The sequence below is a fragment of the Synechococcus sp. J7-Johnson genome (genome assembly GCF_024345795.1).
Classification (GTDB): domain Bacteria; phylum Cyanobacteriota; class Cyanobacteriia; order PCC-6307; family Cyanobiaceae; genus Regnicoccus_A.
Genome location: NZ_JAGQBU010000026.1, coordinates 1 through 14603, shown reverse-complemented (window position 1 = coordinate 14603; position 14603 = coordinate 1). Strand labels below are relative to the sequence as shown.

Here is a 14603-nt window from a genome sequence, read left to right as displayed (position 1 = left end):
ATGCCCATGGGCGTCTGGGTTCTGCTGGTGCTGCTGCTGGTGGCGGCGTGGGGCCTTCGCCAGCTGCAGAAGCAACGCCAGCGGTCGGGGGCGAACCGGCTCCAGGAGTCACTGGAGCGCACCCTCTTCGATCTGCGCACCGGCGACATCGTGCAGACGGGCGGCCGCGACTGGATGGTGGAAGACCGCCTGCTCTACGACGAGGAGGGTTTTCAGTGGCTGGAGTATCTCCTGCGCGACGGCAGCGAGGGTCGCTGGCTCAGCGTCTGCGAAGACGACTGGCTGGAGGTGAGCTGGCTGGAGCGGGGGCCGGCTGAACTGGCTCTGGAACTGGATCGTCAGCCCCTGCCCTTCCCCGCCCAGATCACGTGGGAGGGAGTGACCTACCAGCTCAAGGAGCAGGGCCGCGCTGCTGTGAGCTCCAGTTCCCGGACGATGAACCGGAGGCTGAGCGGCTGCCGCTACGGCGATTACGAGGCCCCTGATGGCCAGGTGTTGTCCCTCGAACGCTGGGACGGTGGCAGCCCCGGCAGCCGCCCGCCGGCCCCTGGCTCCGAGCCCGGTCCGGTCGAGGCGGAGGTGACCCTCGGCCGCCTGCTGGATCCCGCCTCGCTGGTGCTGCTGCCGGGGGATGGGCGCTCGGTGTACCGGCCAATCAGCCCTGGTGGTTGATGCCCTCCAGCAGGTTGAGGGCCGTGGCGAGGCTGTCGGCTTCCGCCGCCGGTTTGTCGCGGCGCCAGCGGCTGATGCGCGGGAACCTCACCGCCAGGCCGCTCTTGTGACGATTCGAGGGCTGCAGCCCCTCAAAGGCCAGCTCGAACACCTGCAGGGGCTCCACCGCCCGCACCGGCCCGAAGCGCTCGGTGGTGTGACGGCGGATCCAGCGGTCGAGCTCCGCGATCTCGGCATCGTCGAGACCCGAGTAGGCCTTGGCGAAGGTCATCAGCTGGGGCTCGCTCCCCTCAGCGTTCGGATCGCCGGCTGTGTCGCCGGTCGTGTCGGCATCCCCCGGCGGGTGGCTCCAGAGGCCGAAGGTGTAGTCGGTGTAGAGGTTGGCTCGGCGGCCGCTGCCAGCCTGGGCATAGAGCAGCACCGCATCGAGGTGGAGCGGCTCGAGCTTGTGCTTCCACCAGTCGCCGCGGCGACGGCCGGACCGGTAGGGCGACTCCAGCCGCTTGAGCATCAGCCCCTCGGCTCCCACCAAGCGGGCGCGGCCGCGCTGCTGCTCCAGCTCCTCCCAGCTGCCGAGGGGTACGGCTGCTGAGCCGCGCAGGCGCCCCCGCTCTGGGTGATCGCTGTCGGCCAGGACGCTGCGCAGCTCCTCCAGCCTCTCCAGGCGCTGCCGCAGCGGTTCGTCGCGCCGGTCGGCGCCGGCTGATTCCAGCAGGTCGTAGGCCACGAAGGCCATGGGGCACTGGCGGCGCAGGCTCGCTCCCACGCTCCTGCGCCCCAGCCGCCGCTGCAGGGCGGCGAAGCCCTGGGGCCGCTCCTCGCCGGGGTGCCAGACGATCACTTCGCCATCCAGCACCGTGCCCTCCGGCAGAACTTCCCCCAGGCTCACCAGCTCGGGGAAGCTCTCGTTCACCAGCTCCTCGCCCCGGCTCCAGAGAAAGCTGCTGCCGGAGCGGCGGATCAGCTGGCCGCGGATGCCATCCCACTTCCACTCCGCCCGCCATTGGCTGGGATCCCAGCTCGCCAGCTGGGCCGGATCGAGGGGGCTGGCCAGGAAGAAGGGAAAGGGGCGGCTGGCCGGCACCGCCTCCCCCTCCAGGGCCGGGGCGAGCAGGGAGGTGAATGATTCGGCGCTGGGCTCAAGGCCCCCCATCAGGCGCTGGGCGATCTCGGCTTCCTCCAGCTCGGCCACCCGAGCCAGGGCCCGGGTCACCAGGCCCGTGGACACCCCCACCCTCAGCCCGCCGGTGAGCAGCTTGTTGAACAGGAAGGCCTGGCCAGCTGGCAGGCTGGCCCAGGTGCTGAGCACTGCCTCTGCCTGGGCAGCGGGCTCTAGCGACGCGATCGCCGGCAGCCGCTCCCCCATCCAGACCGCCAGGGGCCGCTCGATCGGCTCGGCCTCGGGCAACTGCAGCTGCGGCAGCAGCAGGGCGATCGTCTCGGCGCTGTCGCCCACCTGGGCGTGGCAGTCGTCGAAAAGCCATTCGGGCAGGGCCGAGGCGGCCAGTGCGATCTCCCGCAGCCGCCGGCCGGTGATCAGCCGCTTGCGCCGCTTGCCGAGCAGAAGGGTCACGGCCCAGGCCCCATCGGCAGGATCCACTGTCGCCAGATAGGCCCCAAGAGCCGCCACCCTGGCAGTGGTGCCGGGGTTGCGGTCGAGCTGCTCGTAGAGGGCGCAGAAGTCGTGCATGGGCAGCGGCTCGAGCGATTCGCCCCCACCCTGGCAAGCCCCGCGGTTGATTGCTCCCGCCCTGCGGCTCGCGGGAGGATGGGGGCCAGGCCCCAGCGGCCACCCGGTGCGACAGGCCGATGAAGTTCAAGGACTACTACGAGACCCTCGGCATCGAGCGGGGAGCGAGTGAGGAGGAGATCAAGAAGGCCTACCGGCGCCTGGCCCGTCAGTACCACCCCGACATCTCGAAGGAAGCGGGCGCCGAGGAGCGCTTCAAGCAGATCAGCGAGGCCTACCAGACCCTCTTCGATCCGGAGAAGCGCCAGGCCTATGACGAACTCGGCCGCCATGACCCCGGCGAGGACTTCCAGCCGCCTCCGGACTGGGACACCCGCTTCTGGCAGGGCCAGGCCCACCAGGAGGTGGATCTCTCCGAGCTTTTCGAGCAGATGGGATTCCGCGCCTCCCAGCAGCGGCGCCAGGCCCGGGGCATGGACTTCCCGATCCGAGGTCAGGACGTGGAGGCCGTGGCCCGGCTGACGCTCGAGGAGGTCTCACGCGGCACCCAGGTGACCCTGGAGCGGCCCGGCGGCAGCGTGCGCATCCGTGTTCCCATGGGCGTGACCGACGGGGAGCGGCTGCGCATTCCGGGGCGCGGCGGCCCCGGCAGCGGTGGAGGCCCCGATGGCGATGTGTATGTGCAGATCCAGGTGCTGCCGCACAAGCTGTTCCGGCCGGTGGGCCATGACCTCTACCTGGAGTTGCCTGTGACCCCCTGGGAGGCGGCCCTCGGCGCTCAGATCGAGCTGCCCAGCCTCGATGGCCGCGTGCGGGTGACGGTGAAACCAGGCGCGCAGGCTGGCCAGAAACTGCGGCTGGCCGGTAAGGGGCTGCCGAAGCGGGGCGAGGGAGCCGGCGATCTCTATGGGGTGCTGCAGATCGTGATGCCCACGGAGATCAGTGAACGTGAACAGGAGCTCTATCGTGAGCTGGCGAAGGCGTCATCCTTCCAACCCCGTCCTCAATACACTGGAGAGTCGACCGATGGCTGACGATCTCCTGATCCCTGTGGACTCCGACAGTCTGGTGGAGTCGGCGGAGCTGCTGGCGGCCTCGGGCCTGGCCCACGACGAGCTGGTGGAGCTGGTGGAGTTCGGCCTGTTCGAGATCAGGGAGACCGCCACGGGCTGGTGTTTCCAGTCCCGGGCGGTCCACCAGGCGCGGCGGATGGTGAAGCTTCGGGATTCCTTCGGGCTCAACCCTCCTGGCATGGCCCTGGCTCTCACTTACCTCGAGAAGATCGAGGCACTGGAGCATCGGTTGCGGGAACTGGAGTGTCTGCTGCCCCGTTGATGCCTCAGAGCGGATAGCGCAGGATCGCTGCCAGGCTGGCCTCACCAGGGATGTCGCCCTTGCGCACACCCATCACCTTGGCACCGGTGACCAGGGCACGGCTGGCGACTTCATCGATGATGCCGTAGCTCTTGGCGCTGGGACTGCCGGCGAAGGTCACAGCCCCTTCGTCGTCGATCGTGCCGGGGGTCACATCGTCGATGTCGATCAGCAGCAGTTGAACCGCGCCGTAGGTCGCCGCGCGCGCCGCCTTCGCGACATCGGATGTGGCCCGATCCTGACTGGCCCGCAGCGTGTAGAGCGACTGGATGTCTGCCAGCTCATCCCTGAAAAGCTCATCAAGGATGGCGCGCGCGCTTGCCGCCAGATCGTCATCGCTCTGCGTCTCAGGGTTGTGGGGGATTGCTGCGCGCGTGAGGTGGGGATACGACTGAATCTCGCGGTAGATCGAGAGCATCGGTTCTGTTGCAGCCAGGATCAGCGGGGTTTCCCGGCCCGTCAGCAGCGCCCGCAGGGCATTGTCGATCTTGCGGGCGTACTGGGCCTGGTGCACTTTCATGCCCTCGGAGCCCTGGAGGCGCCCGCTCGGCGAGCGGTCCTTGATTGAAGCCTTCCCTGCAGAGCTGGACACATCCTTCGGCATGCCGTTCAAACTGAGCTCGACGGCCGGCAGGTCGGAAGAGACCCCTACCAGCCTCACCGAGTTCTGAGTCAGGGCGAGCACATAGGCCGACTGGGGCACGGTGACCGTTCGCAGCAGCGGCTGTATGTGGAAGCGGTCGCTGACCTCCACGGCTGGCTTGAGGTGGTTTGGCAGACGGAAGCTGCGCAGGCCTTCCGGCGAAACGAAGACGGCGAGGCTGTTGGCCTGGACCTCCCAGAAGTCATCGTCGTCAATGAGGTCGTGCAGCAGCTCCTCAATCGCCAGAACCTCGCGCTTGTCGTGGGCGGCGAGCTGCTCGATGGCCTCGCCAGCAAGGTTTTTCAGGGCGATGCGGTCGGCCTGGGCCTCCTGGGTCAGTGGCGTGGTCGGCAGGACCAGGCTGACCCGTGCCGGGCCGTGATTGAGCATCAGCGCTTCGATCTCTCCGCGGGTGGGGATGTCAACGTGCAGCATGAAGGGGAAGCGCCAGGAGTTTGGTTAATCAAATTAATCCTAGGACAGCGGGCCCCAGAACAAGCAAAGATCAGCCTGTAAGATGCTGAAGCTATTGCTTTGCGGGTCATGATGCTGGTGATCTTGTGCTGATGAAGCGCCTTGATCACCTTCTACTTATGACTACTTATCTGTCAGGTGTATAAACCTTGACGTTCACAGTCGAGCTTTCTGCTGACGAGCTCCTGTTGCCCGGCAGTGAGCCATGAGCCATGAGCCATGAGCACTGAGCAGTGAGCTGATAGAAGTTAGAAATGTTCCAGGCATGTGAAGACCAGACTTTCTGCCTGGCGATGATCTGAGACTCTCGGCGTGAAACACCAGACCAAGCAGCCCCAGATCCGTCAACTCACCAGATCATTTGTTCGGACTTGAGGGTGAAGCCGGCCGCCAGCTCTCCTTTACGTCTCCAGCAACATCTTTGAGAGGTTTGGCAGGCCTGCCCCCTGGTGATAGCGGTCGCGTTTGAGGTCGGTGCAGTGGTCCAGGAGGATCTGCTTCACCCGCTCGGGATAGCCGATGAACTCGCTGCGTACCGAGAGGAAGGCGGCTAACAGCCCCGAGATGTGGGGCGCCGCCATGCTCGTGCCGGACAGAGCGATGTAGAGCTCATCGAGACCTTTGCCCTGGTCGCGCTCGACACTGCGGTTGGGATCGCTGCTGCTTCGGCACGACAGAATCCGCTCTCCTGGGCCTACCACGTCGGGCTTCAGACGTCCGTCGGCCGTGGGGCCCCGCGAGGAGAAGTAGGAGGTGCCGTAGCGGTGAGGCAGGGTGGGATGCACCGATCCCACGGCGATCGCTTCCTCCAGGTTGGCGGGGTCGCCGATCGAGAGGTCGAAGGAACGGGTGGAGCTGGAGCCGTCCACCACGATGTCGCCGCTGCCTTCATTGCCAGCCGCCAGCACCACCAGCACCCCCTGGCGCACCAGCCGCAGCAGGGAGGCACACAGCGGTGAATCGCCGCAGCCGAAGCTGGCCGGATCAAAGGCGCCCCCCAGGCTCAGATTCACCCCCTGAATCGCCAGGCGGCGGCCGAGCTGGTTCTGTTTCCAGATGTGGTCGATCGCCTTGATGATCCAGGCGTCATACCCTCTGCCGTTGTCGGCCAACACCTTGTAGATCACCAGGCGGGCCTTCGGCGCCATCGCCAGCATGTCCGGCCCCATCGTGCCTCCCACCGCCTGCAGTCCCCCGGCGATGACCCCGGCCACGTGGGTGCCATGGCCGTTGGAGTCGTTGCCGCTGCCGGGCAGCGCCGGCCCCCGGGACGTGCAGTCCCACTCGGCGGCAATCGTTCCCTCTGGGGCGAAGACCGGATTGTGGAAATGGGGATGGTGGCGGTCGATGCCTGTGTCGAGCACGGCCCAGGTGATTCCCTGGCCGTAGGCGTTGTACCCCAGCTGGGCGGTGCGGGCCTGCACCGTATGGATCGACTCGCGGATCAGGGCCGTCTTCTTGCTGTTGCTGAACATCCGGTACACCGCCGGAGAGGTGGCGCCATAGTGCTGGCCCATTGCGGTGGCCAGGGTTTCCACCTCGGCGCGGGTCAGATTCACTGACACGTAGCGCTCCAGCTGGTCTTCTAGGTGGATCGTGTCTGCCGTGATCGGTTCCTTCAGCACGTTCTCGCTGATCCAGGCCAGCACCGCGGTCCGGGCACTCTCGATGGACCCTGTCGGGTTCTCCTCAGTCGCTGCCGAGCTGTCGGCCAGGCTGGAGCGGTCGACCAGCTCGATCAGAACCGGCACCCGCGCCGTTGCGTCCGCATCGAGGGAATCGGCCAGATTGCGCGCCACCGTGATCGGGCTCACCGGCTGGAAACGGGAGCGGTCCAACGCCTCCATCACCGTGTCCTGGGTGAATCGGCGCGAGAGATACCGGCTCGCAGAGTGGGCCTTGCTGGGTGGCCAGACGATGCCTTCCACCCGCTGATCGACCACGGCGGGCTTGCCGGGGGCGCTGTAGTCATTGGCCAGGATCTGGTCCAGGCAGACAATGTCGCCGTCCTGGGCGATGTTCACCCAGCGCTTGACGCCAGCGGGGATCGGCAGCTTCCTGCCATGCCACTTGTGCAGCACGTCGGTGACCTGAGGCAGCCCCAGGGGTGAGCCGATGGTGAGAAAGAGATCCACCGTCAACTCTGCGCCCAGTTCCATCAGCGCCTGATACGTGACCATGCTCCCCTGGCTGTGGCCGATCACCACGAAGGGGCCGCCGCCTGTGGTTGCCCGGTCCTTCACCGTCTGCACCATGCGCTCGCGCTTGGCCTTGTTGAAGAGGAAATCGTTCACATCGGCAAGGAAGGCCTGGGTGAACAGGGCTGTCACCGGGCTCCACAGCCCCTTGGCCTCCACTGACTTCGCTGCGGCCCCTCCCATCGGCGCCCCCTCCCTGGCCACTGTCTGGGCGGCTTCTGTCAGTTGCTTCGTCACCGACGCCACAAAGGCCGCTGACTCGTCCGTGCAGTCACTTTCTTGAATCGAGGCGGCCAACAGCTCTGCCGACTGCGCCTGCAACGTGGCCCGGTCGTCCCCGATGGCCCTGGCGGAGAAGCCCGCGGCCTCCGGATAGCGCTCCCGGTCCACCCAGTAGGCCATGCGAGTGCGCTCCCCCTGATCAGTCCCGAACAGGGCGCGGTCCCACTCCGAGCGCAGCACCCCCTCGGGGGGCATGTTGGAGATGCCATGGCAATAGATCACCGTGCGGGCGGCGGCGGTCCCCGCTGCGCCAGTGGCCTTGCTGGCGCGGGTCCGGGCCGATGGCTTCTTCGGGGCGGTCATGGCATCACAGGCAGAGAAAGGACCCTTCTGGGCGTTCATGCCTTCACAGCCCTAGCCAGACCAGCCCGTTGCGGACCATGGCCCGCTGGCGGTGTCATCGTTCTTGAGCAATCCCCTGACGTTCTGGGCGGCCGCAGCCTGGACCCCAGGCGCGGCTACTGATCTGTGCTGCTGGGAGCACGACTCGATCCGGATTCCTGAGCCAGGGCCCACCAGTTCTCCACCACTTCCGGGCTGCCGTACCAGCAGGCCCCGAAGGCGCCGCCATGGGCCACGCCGGGCAGCACCAGCTGGGTGGAGCCCTCCAGCAATGCCGAGGCCACCGGCACCAGACCGTCGCCACGGTCGTGGGCATCGCCGCTGCTGTTGCGGTAAGCCGTCGGCGCCAGGCGCCGGGCCATGGGGCTGGCGCTCTCCAGATCCAGATCCCCCGCCACTGAGAGGTACCTCACATGATCAGCGAAGGGCGATCCCGGCAGGCGACGCTGCACCATCTGGCGCAGCACCGTGGCCTTGAGCGCTGTGTGGGGGCTGCCCAGCATCACCAGCGTGTCGGCCAGGGCCTTGCCGTCGTAGCTGCGGCCCTGGAACGGTGCATCATCCAGGTAGAGCCGCAGCATGATTCCCCCTGAGCTGTGGCCGATCAGCGTCACCCTGCCGCTGGGGGACTGCCGGGCCAGCTCGGCCGCAGTTGCCGCGACCCGATCCAGGATCCGCGCCCAGGCGAAGGCAAAAACAGTGAGCAGCCATTCGGCTTTGCCCACGGCCACCAGCCGCACCGGTTGGCCGCTCAGCTGCTGGAGCCTGGCGACCATCGGGGCATAGGCCTCCGGGCTGATCAGGAAGCCACCGAGGATCACGATCGGTTGGCGGGGCATGGGCATCGCTTGGTGTCGCCTGGGAAACGGTCTCCCACCATGGCCTGGTCGGCTCACCCTGGAGCCAGCTTCAATGGGCAGATCATGTCGGGTCGAGGCAGCGCTCGACCTGCTCCCTGCGCTCCCCTGATGCCATGGCCGGCAAGCGCACCCTCAACGCCGGAAACCTGGAAACCCTCGGGGCGGCTGCCCTCTCCGAGCTGCTGATGGAGCTGAGCAGTGGCAATGCCGTGGTCCAGCGGCGGCTGCGCCTGGCCCTGGCCGTCGCTGAGGGGGCCAGCGAAGCCGCCCAGGAAGTGCGCAAGCGTCTCGCGGCCATTGCCCGCTCCACCACCTACGTGGATTCCCGCAAACGCAAGGCCCTGGTGGCGGAGCTGGAGGCCCAGCGCCAGGCGATCAGCGGGCCGATCGCCAAGGCGGATCCGCCGCTGGCCTTTGATCTGCTGGTGCGCTTCCTGCAGCTGGCCGATGGGGTGATCGACCGCTGCTCCGACAGCACCGGCACCGTGATCGGAGTGTTCCGGCAGGCGGTCGCCGAGCTGGGACCGATCGCCACCGCCGCCGAGGTGGAGTCTGAAACGCTGGCGGAACAGGTGGCCGACCTGCTGGCCGACGACGGTTACGGCCAGTTCGATCAGCTGATTCCAGCGCTGGCCGAGACCCTGGGCGAGCAGGGGCTGCGGCTGCTGGGCAGAAGCTGCCTCGACCGCGGCGCCCGTGATGGCAATGCCGCCCTGCTGCAGATCGCCGAGTGCAGCGGTGATGTCGAGGCTTACCTGGCTCAGTTCAACGCCGGCCAGCTCAGCTGGCCGAACACCGCCGCCGACGTTGCACGTCATCTGCTGGCGGCGGGCCGGCCGGAGCAGGCCCTGGCCGTGCTGGATGGCGCCGCCAAGGGCGCGAACACATGGCATTCCCCCGACTGGGACGATGCACGCATCGCTGCGATGGAAGCACTCGGGCGGGGGGCAGAAGCCCAGCAGCTGCGCTGGCACAGCTTCAGCAAAACCCTGTCGATCCCCCACCTGCGCGAGTACCTCAAGCGGCTCGAGGCCTTCGAGGACGTGGAGGCCGAGGAGCGCGCTTTCCAGCTGGCGGAAGGGCACGCGCTGCCGCTGCTGGCCCTGCAGTTCCTGGTGGCCTGGCCCGCCCTGCCCCGGGCTGCCCGCTACGTGATCGAGCATCGGGCGGAATGGGACGGGGAGGCCTACGAGATCTGCAGCCCCGCCGCCGAACGTCTCAGCGCCGACCAACCACTGGCTGCCACGGTGTTGCTGCGGGCGATGGTGGTGTTCGCCCTGTCGATCGGTCGGGCCAAGCGCTACCGCTACGCCGCCGAACATCTGCGCACCTGCGAGCAGCTGTCCGCCAGAATTGATGAGTGGCAAGGGGTTGAGAGCCACGAGAGTTTCACGGGTCGTTTGCGGGAGGCCTTCGCGACGAAGTGGAGCTTCTGGCAACTGCTGGAGAGGTAGGAGCCGGACTATGGCCAGCTGAATCTGCTCTCACCGTTTCCCCTCACTTGGGCCCCGGGCCTTGCGGATTTTCGGGTCACCGACCAAGTTTCCTGCTTGCAGAGGTCCTTGCCGTGTTCTCGGTGATGCAGCGTCAACCACTCCCGACTGCCACTCGGATGCTGCTGTGGCACCGATTGGTGCCCCGATTGGTGGGCCTGGTGCTCGGTGTTGGCGTGATCGGTCCGGCACCTTTGTTGATGGCCACCGCCACCGCCGCCGGCGGTCCGCCGCCGCCGCCGAAACTGGTGACCACGGCCAAGGTGTCGGCAGCGCTGCCCAGGCTGGACGCCTTCGCAACGCAGATCCTGCGGCAGACGGGGGTGCCGGGCATGGCCATTGCGGTCGTCCACGACGACCGGGTGGTGTTCCTCAAGGGCTACGGGCTGCAGGAGGTGGGCAAGCCCGGGGCAGTGGATCCCGACACGGTCTTTCAGCTGGCCTCGCTCTCGAAACCGATCGCCAGCACGGTGGTGGCAGCCCTGGTGGGGGATGGGCGGGTGCGCTGGGACGATCCGGTGATCGGCGATCTCCCCGGCTTTCGCCTCGGCCCGGCCGCCATCGCCGAGGAAGTGAGCCTGCGGGATCTGCTTTCGCACCGCAGTGGCCTGCCCGACCATGCCGGCGACCTGCTGGAGGACATCGGCTTTGATCGCGCCACCATCTTCCAGCGACTGGGGGTGCTGCCATTGGGGAATCGCTTCAGGGCCGTCTTCAACTACACCAACTTCGGCTTCACTGCCGGCGCTATCGCGGCGGCGAACGCCAGCGGCCAGGGCTGGGAGGAGCTCTCCAGAGAACGGCTCTATCGCCCGCTGGGCATGGCCCGTACCAGCTCCAGCTACGCCGATCTGATCGATGTCCCCAACCGCGCCGTCCTGCATGTCCAGGAGACCCCAAAGGGAGTGGCCAGCCGCCGCTGGGTGGCCCGCTACCAGCGGGACCCTGATGCCCAGTCGCCTGCCGGTGGGGTGAGTTCCACAGCGCGCGACCTCTCCCAGTGGCTGCGGCTGCAGCTGGCGGGAGGGCGCCTGGGAGCCGCGGCCGGCGGCCGTCAGATCGTGGCCCCAGCCGCTCTGGCCGAAACCCACCGCCCGCTGATCGCCAGCGCACCATCGCGGGATCCAGCCGTATACCGCACCGGCTTCTACGGCCTGGGCTGGAACGTGAGCAGCACCGACCAGGGCGCCGTGCAGCTCAGCCACTCAGGTGGCTTCGAGCTCGGTGCCGCCACGGCGGCGTATCTGCTGCCGGGCGAATCGCTCGGCATCGTTGTCCTCACCAACGGCCAGCCGATCGGGGTGCCTGAAACGGTGGCGCTGAGTTTTCTCGATCTGGCCCGCTTCGGCAAGGTCGAGCTCGACTACCTCAAACCCCTGGGTGGAATCTTCGCCCAGATCGCCAGCCAGGAGTATCCGCGGGTGCCCCAGCCAGCGAACCCCGGCCCGGCGCGGCCGTTGGCGGCCTACAGCGGCACCTACAGCAATGGCTTCGTGGGAGTGATCGCCGTGAAGCCCCAGGGCAGTGGCCTAGTACTGGATCTTGGCCCTCAGCGCAGGGCTTACCCCCTCACCCACGTCAGCGGTGACACCTTTCGCTATCAACCCAGCGGCGAAAATGCCGCCGGACCGAGTGCCGTCGCCTTCAGCGTCGGCGGCAATGGCCCCGCCAGCCGTGTCCAGATCGACAATCTGAACCTCGACGGCCAAGGCGTGTTCCAACGCCAGAACCCACAGGTCGCCCCATGAATGGAGGCTGGGTCGTCACGCTGTCTGGGCTGGGCGGCGGTTGAGGGCAACGGCCCCGGCCGCGAGGGCTGCCAGGCCGAGGGCCCCACTGGCGGCAAGGAACACAAAGGTCTGCAGTGCCAGCAGGAACAGCCCCAGCGCCGAGGCGGCCTTGATCTGGATTCTGGCCTTGATCAGGCAGGTGAGCAGAAGCAGCACCGTGGCCTGCAGCCCGGCGATCTTGGCGGCAGTGAGGGGGCAGAAGGGGCTGGGCAGCAGCATGGGGGAGGTCCTTTGGATCGATTCTGACTGTTCAGGCAGCAGACTCCGATCGGCTGCTTTCCACACATGGGCGTGATTCTGCTCACCGTTCTCACCGTGCTGCTGGGGTACGGCCTGGGGAAAGGCGTTCCGCGCTTGGTGCAGCGCTCGGGCGCCCTGGCGCGCCGTTCCAGGGGCACCCAGCTGGCCTATGGGAGTCTGCTGCTCCTGCCCTGGCTTATTGGGATCGCCCTGGTGCTGCAGTTACCCCTGCGGCCTGACCTGTTGCTGCCGGCGATCGGCTACGCGGCGGGAATGTGGCGTGGTCGAGGGAAGGCGGGTCTTTAGCAGGCAGCCATGGCCGGTGTGCTTAGGCCTTTGGGCTGAACAGGGGGCCGAGATCCTCCAGGGATGAGTGCTCCTGCAGCTGCCGACGCATCGCATCGAGGCTGCCCAGCGGCTTGCCGGGCACGAATGATTGGTTGCCTGGTAGCAGACCACTGGCCTCGAGCTCTTCTGTGAAGCCAAAGTTCCGTGTGGTGTCCAGCCGATCAGGAAAGATCACGCCATCGAGATGGTCGCATTCGTGCTGCACGACGCGGGCGTGAAATCCATCCACGGATCGCTTGATCGGCTGTCCCTCACCATCAAAGCCTCTGTAGTGAATTGCCCGCCAGCGGGCAACCTGGCCTCGGAGCCCCGGCACACTGAGGCAGCCTTCCCAGCCTGAATCTCGTGCCTCGCCGATCGGGGTGATCTCCGGGTTGATCAGCACCGTTTCAGGGATCGGGGGCGCCTCCGGATAGCGCGGGTTGTGGGTGATGCCAAAGATCACTACCCGCAGCGGAACGGCGATCTGCGGAGCGGCGAGGCCCGCCCCATCGCGGGCTGCCATCGTGTCCCGGAGATCCGTGATCAGGGCGCGCAGGTCGGCTGTCCCGAACCTGGTAACGGGTCGGGACATCTGCCGGAGGCGTGGATCACCGAGCCGCAGGACGGTACGTACTGCCATGGGTGGTTCTCCAGTCTGGAATGATCAATCCTCTTCGTCGCTGGCGCCAACCGGGATCGACCGGATCTGCTTCTTGCCAATCTTGATCTCAAACTCATCACACGGCTTGAGGCCCAGCGGGCTGGTATGTGCCATGCCTACCACCAGCTTGCCGAATAACTGCACCTTGGCGATGTAGCTCAGGCTATGGCCACCTTGGCTTCCAGTAGCGCCTCATAGAAGACCGTGAAGTTCAGTCTCATGCTGCCGTTCTTCACGCTGCTAACGTAACCGGTGGCTCGCTCCAGATCGGCTTTGGAGGCATCTCCCAGCTCCTTGACTTTGGCAAGCAGGTCGGATCCGGTGAACGGAGTCAAGGTGGGAAAGTAATATATCCAATGTAGCGGAATGGGAGAGTTTGCAAACGCCAATGGTGTAACTGTGTGCTGCTTTCCGTCATCTCAGCGGCGCAGACTTTCGCAGGTCTTCCCATCACTGCTTCGACTTGGGCGGGGTCGAGGAAGCGCTCCAGATCCAGGAAGACAACCTCATGGCCATCGCACCGCCAGCGGCTGATCAGCTTCCCGCGTTCGGCGTGACAGGGGCCTGTCAGATCCGAACCATGCCACAACGCATTCCCTTCAGCACTGCCTGTAGCCGGTTGTGGACGTCAAGGGTCTGGAGTAGTCGCTTGGTGTAGGTATGGGCGGTTTCATCACTCACCACCAGGCGTTTGGCGATTTCGCGATCGCTCAGTCCAGCGGCGAGCAGGTCGAGAACCTCATATTCGCGAGGGGTGAGCCGAGGACAGCTCAGGTAAGGCAGGACGCCCGTTCGCAAGGAAGGGCTGCGGTAAGAATGACCGCCAAGAACAGCCATCACAGCAGCCTGCAGCGGTTGCTGATCGTCTACAAAATCGGCTTCAGCCACAACGGCCTCCAACCACGGGGCGTCTATGCACTCGGCAGGAATCGCATCCCCCAAGGCGAGGATCACAGCATGCAGTTTGGGATGGAGCTTGCGTGCCTGACATACGAGATCAAAGCCGTTGCCGGCTTCCAGGTAATCGGTGCAGACAAGTAGCTCATAGGGATCGTCGGCTTCTTCAGCCAGGTAGTCCAGACATGTCTCCTGATCGGTCGCGGCACAGGTGATGCGGGAAAACTCCCCGAAGCTTCTGCACAAGGCCCTCAGCAGAAAGAGTCCTTTTGCTGCTACCGCGACACGACCCGGAATTTTGATGGAATCAAGCCCCTCCTCCTGGATCCCGTTATTAGCATTGGCCAGAAATAGGGTCAGATCCATTCTCCTACGGTTACCCCTAGTGTGGTGTCCTGCAAGTCCCCAAGATAATTATTAGAGCCGAGACTCTTGATGATTCGAACCACATCGCTGCTTTACTGGGAATGTAAAGAGATTGCATCTCCCCACAAGACTCTGGGCTTATATGAGGCACATGCAGGACACTACACTAGGAGTTTGTTGCCAATTGAGCAGCGAACCCCTGGCCACAGCGGATCGACCCCTGAGCTGAACAGCTGAGACTCCGTTCTTCTGCTGTCCGGGCCCCATCGATGGGCCTCAGTCAGCCGCTGC

At 66.0% G+C, this 14603-nt stretch carries 13 protein-coding genes and 1 pseudogene; 6 read left to right on the top strand and 8 right to left on the bottom strand.

The features are described 5' to 3' along the window. Positions 1–672: a DUF4178 domain-containing protein gene (locus tag KBY93_RS12135; RefSeq protein ID WP_255094686.1), complete on the top strand. Its 672-nt coding sequence runs from the start codon at positions 1–3 to the stop codon at positions 670–672. Here the strand turns inward: KBY93_RS12135 and KBY93_RS12130 are convergent. Beyond that, a complete protein-coding gene (locus KBY93_RS12130; protein WP_255094685.1) occupies positions 656–2362 on the bottom strand; it encodes an ATP-dependent DNA ligase in 1707 nt (568 codons plus the stop codon). The two genes, KBY93_RS12135 and KBY93_RS12130, sit on opposite strands and share 17 nt — an antisense overlap. A 119-nt stretch (positions 2363–2481) precedes the next feature. Between KBY93_RS12130 and KBY93_RS12125 the strand changes: the two genes are divergently transcribed. Together KBY93_RS12125 and KBY93_RS12120 are read left to right on the top strand one after the other, a co-directional pair. Then, a complete protein-coding gene (locus KBY93_RS12125; protein ID WP_255094684.1) occupies positions 2482–3396 on the top strand; it encodes a DnaJ C-terminal domain-containing protein in 915 nt (304 codons plus the stop codon). Continuing rightward, on the top strand, positions 3389–3697 hold the full coding sequence (locus KBY93_RS12120; RefSeq protein WP_094556547.1) for a chaperone modulator CbpM: 309 nt from the start codon (positions 3389–3391) through the stop codon (positions 3695–3697). The genes KBY93_RS12125 and KBY93_RS12120 overlap by 8 nt, the downstream gene beginning before the upstream one ends. 4 nt (positions 3698–3701) lie before the next feature. Here KBY93_RS12120 and KBY93_RS12115 read toward each other — a convergent pair whose 3' ends face one another. The 3 genes from KBY93_RS12115 to KBY93_RS12105 form a co-directional block, all read right to left on the bottom strand. Then, positions 3702–4814, bottom strand: a complete 1113-nt coding sequence (locus KBY93_RS12115; protein ID WP_255094683.1) for a hypothetical protein — start codon at positions 4812–4814, stop codon at positions 3702–3704. A 440-nt stretch (positions 4815–5254) separates the two neighbouring features. Beyond that, on the bottom strand, positions 5255–7636 hold the full coding sequence (locus KBY93_RS12110; RefSeq protein ID WP_255094682.1) for a S8 family peptidase: 2382 nt from the start codon (positions 7634–7636) through the stop codon (positions 5255–5257). A 155-nt stretch (positions 7637–7791) separates the two neighbouring features. Beyond that, complete coding sequence (locus KBY93_RS12105) at positions 7792–8514, bottom strand: esterase (protein WP_255094707.1); 723 nt, start codon at positions 8512–8514, stop codon at positions 7792–7794. Positions 8515–8648: 134 nt separating this feature from the next. On the opposite strand from KBY93_RS12105, the gene KBY93_RS12100 reads away from it, so the two are divergent. Together KBY93_RS12100 and KBY93_RS12095 are read left to right on the top strand one after the other, a co-directional pair. Then, positions 8649–9989 (top strand): DUF6880 family protein, encoded by a 1341-nt coding sequence (locus tag KBY93_RS12100; protein ID WP_255094681.1) that lies wholly within the window; start codon positions 8649–8651, stop codon positions 9987–9989. A gap of 179 nt (positions 9990–10168) precedes the next feature. Continuing rightward, positions 10169–11776: a serine hydrolase gene (locus KBY93_RS12095; protein WP_255094680.1), complete on the top strand. Its 1608-nt coding sequence runs from the start codon at positions 10169–10171 to the stop codon at positions 11774–11776. 15 nt (positions 11777–11791) lie between these two features. On the opposite strand, the gene KBY93_RS12090 is transcribed toward KBY93_RS12095, so the two are convergent. Continuing rightward, complete coding sequence (locus KBY93_RS12090; RefSeq protein WP_094556543.1) at positions 11792–12037, bottom strand: hypothetical protein; 246 nt, start codon at positions 12035–12037, stop codon at positions 11792–11794. Positions 12038–12103: 66 nt separating this feature from the next. Between KBY93_RS12090 and KBY93_RS12085 the strand changes: the two genes are divergently transcribed. Further along, complete coding sequence (locus KBY93_RS12085; protein WP_255094678.1) at positions 12104–12364, top strand: hypothetical protein; 261 nt, start codon at positions 12104–12106, stop codon at positions 12362–12364. 22 nt (positions 12365–12386) lie between these two features. Here the strand turns inward: KBY93_RS12085 and def are convergent, their stop codons facing one another. The 3 genes and pseudogenes from def to KBY93_RS12070 all read right to left on the bottom strand — a co-directional run bounded on the left by def (position 12387) and on the right by KBY93_RS12070 (position 14312). Next, positions 12387–13028, bottom strand: coding sequence for a peptide deformylase (gene def, locus KBY93_RS12080; RefSeq protein ID WP_255094677.1), 642 nt, complete (start codon positions 13026–13028; stop codon positions 12387–12389). A 24-nt stretch (positions 13029–13052) separates the two neighbouring features. Continuing rightward, positions 13053–13384: pseudogene (locus KBY93_RS12075) on the bottom strand (AbrB-like transcriptional regulator). A 232-nt stretch (positions 13385–13616) separates the two neighbouring features. Continuing rightward, positions 13617–14312: a response regulator transcription factor gene (locus KBY93_RS12070; RefSeq protein ID WP_255094676.1), complete on the bottom strand. Its 696-nt coding sequence runs from the start codon at positions 14310–14312 to the stop codon at positions 13617–13619. Positions 14313–14603 lie beyond the last annotated feature (291 nt).

What these genes read in the sequence shown, in the direction of transcription:
- KBY93_RS12135 (WP_255094686.1), top strand. Translation starts at nt 1, where the DNA reads ATGCCCATGGGCGTCTGGGTTCTGCTGGTGCTGCTGCTGGTGGCGGCG.
- KBY93_RS12130 (WP_255094685.1), bottom strand. Translation starts at nt 2,362, where the DNA reads ATGCACGACTTCTGCGCCCTCTACGAGCAGCTCGACCGCAACCCCGGC.
- KBY93_RS12125 (WP_255094684.1), top strand. Translation starts at nt 2,482, where the DNA reads ATGAAGTTCAAGGACTACTACGAGACCCTCGGCATCGAGCGGGGAGCG.
- KBY93_RS12120 (WP_094556547.1), top strand. Translation starts at nt 3,389, where the DNA reads ATGGCTGACGATCTCCTGATCCCTGTGGACTCCGACAGTCTGGTGGAG.
- KBY93_RS12115 (WP_255094683.1), bottom strand. Translation starts at nt 4,814, where the DNA reads ATGCTGCACGTTGACATCCCCACCCGCGGAGAGATCGAAGCGCTGATG.
- KBY93_RS12110 (WP_255094682.1), bottom strand. Translation starts at nt 7,636, where the DNA reads ATGACCGCCCCGAAGAAGCCATCGGCCCGGACCCGCGCCAGCAAGGCC.
- KBY93_RS12105 (WP_255094707.1), bottom strand. Translation starts at nt 8,514, where the DNA reads ATGCCCCGCCAACCGATCGTGATCCTCGGTGGCTTCCTGATCAGCCCG.
- KBY93_RS12100 (WP_255094681.1), top strand. Translation starts at nt 8,649, where the DNA reads ATGGCCGGCAAGCGCACCCTCAACGCCGGAAACCTGGAAACCCTCGGG.
- KBY93_RS12090 (WP_094556543.1), bottom strand. Translation starts at nt 12,037, where the DNA reads ATGCTGCTGCCCAGCCCCTTCTGCCCCCTCACTGCCGCCAAGATCGCC.
- KBY93_RS12085 (WP_255094678.1), top strand. Translation starts at nt 12,104, where the DNA reads ATGGGCGTGATTCTGCTCACCGTTCTCACCGTGCTGCTGGGGTACGGC.
- def (WP_255094677.1), bottom strand. Translation starts at nt 13,028, where the DNA reads ATGGCAGTACGTACCGTCCTGCGGCTCGGTGATCCACGCCTCCGGCAG.
- KBY93_RS12070 (WP_255094676.1), bottom strand. Translation starts at nt 14,312, where the DNA reads ATGGATCTGACCCTATTTCTGGCCAATGCTAATAACGGGATCCAGGAG.